General features: G+C 56.8%; 1 protein-coding gene and 1 tRNA gene. Both read right to left on the bottom strand.

The window, feature by feature from the left end; all coding sequences use genetic code 11:
- Positions 1–198 precede the first annotated feature (198 nt).
- Positions 199–289 (bottom strand) — tRNA-Ser (locus NW815_RS12280).
- Between the two features lie 155 nt (positions 290–444).
- A complete protein-coding gene (locus NW815_RS12275) occupies positions 445–993 on the bottom strand; it encodes a hypothetical protein (RefSeq protein WP_414416068.1) in 549 nt (182 codons plus the stop codon).
- Positions 994–1,059: the final 66 nt, after the last annotated feature.

Raw genomic sequence — 1,059 nt, 5'->3', positions numbered from 1 at the left:
AGCTTATTATTGACTAGAGTCATGCTCTGATTTCTTCCTGCTTCCACGACCCATGACTGGTAGCGGAGTTGGCCTCTATGGTCGTTTCAGGTTAGTCTGAGACGCCCGAGCTACTGAGAAAAGCCCCGCCCTACCGCTATGGGGAAGTAAGCTAACGGCGCGCAGAGGACGTCAACAACCTTGGTCAGCAAATATGGACGGAGAGGGAGGGATTCGAACCCTCGACGGAGCTTTTGGGCCCCGTAACTTCTTAGCAGGAAGCCGCTTTCGACCACTCAGCCACCTCTCCAGGGCCAGGAAGGGCACTGGCAAGCTGGGATCCAGCCACCAGTTCACTCATTGTAGGGGATGGGATCCCACCCGGCAACTGCCCCCTGACCCGCCCTGCAAAGACTCCGTCCCGCTATCGCGATCAGCCGGGATCCCTCCTGGGGTTGGGTGAGTCTAGCTCACCACCTGCAGGTAAATATCGAAGCTGCCGCTATTGTCGCCGTAGCTGCCCTTGGCGTCATTGATGTTGAAGGCAATATCCAGGCTGGGATCCAGATCCACCTCTTGGGGCTGCTCTGGCGAGGACTCGAAAACCTGATGGGCCACCAGTTGGGCGTTGGGTTGAAACAGCACAATCCCGTAGCGGCAGAGGCCCGGGTAGCGCCACTCCTCAGGGGTCGGGATCCCTTTGCCAAGGGGCGAGCGGATGCTGGTGGAAAACGAGAAGCCATAGCGCCAAGCCACATTCCTGGGGAAAAAGCGGATACGGCTGGCCCGCAACGGACGCCCTTGCCAGCGTAAAATGTTGCCCGCCTCTTGGTTCACCCGCAGGTCACGGAAAGCCATCCAAGCCTGTAAAGCTTCTTCTTCAGGTTGGATCCCTTCGATGGCCAGGGCCTGGCTCCAATCCAAGTCACTGCCATCGCAGGTGATCTGCCGCGGAATTTGCGCCAAATCCAGTTGTGCCAACCCCAGGGTATCAGACGCAGATTGGGTAAACATCTATCTCTCCTTTTTCCATCTGATTTTTCAAAGTGACTCTAGGTCGTGTTGATCTTATGTTAGGAT

It is taken from the genome of Synechococcus sp. R6-7 (assembly GCF_047461695.1).
GTDB lineage: Bacteria > Cyanobacteriota > Cyanobacteriia > Thermostichales > Thermostichaceae > Thermostichus.
This window is presented reverse-complemented; position numbering and strand designations above follow the sequence as displayed.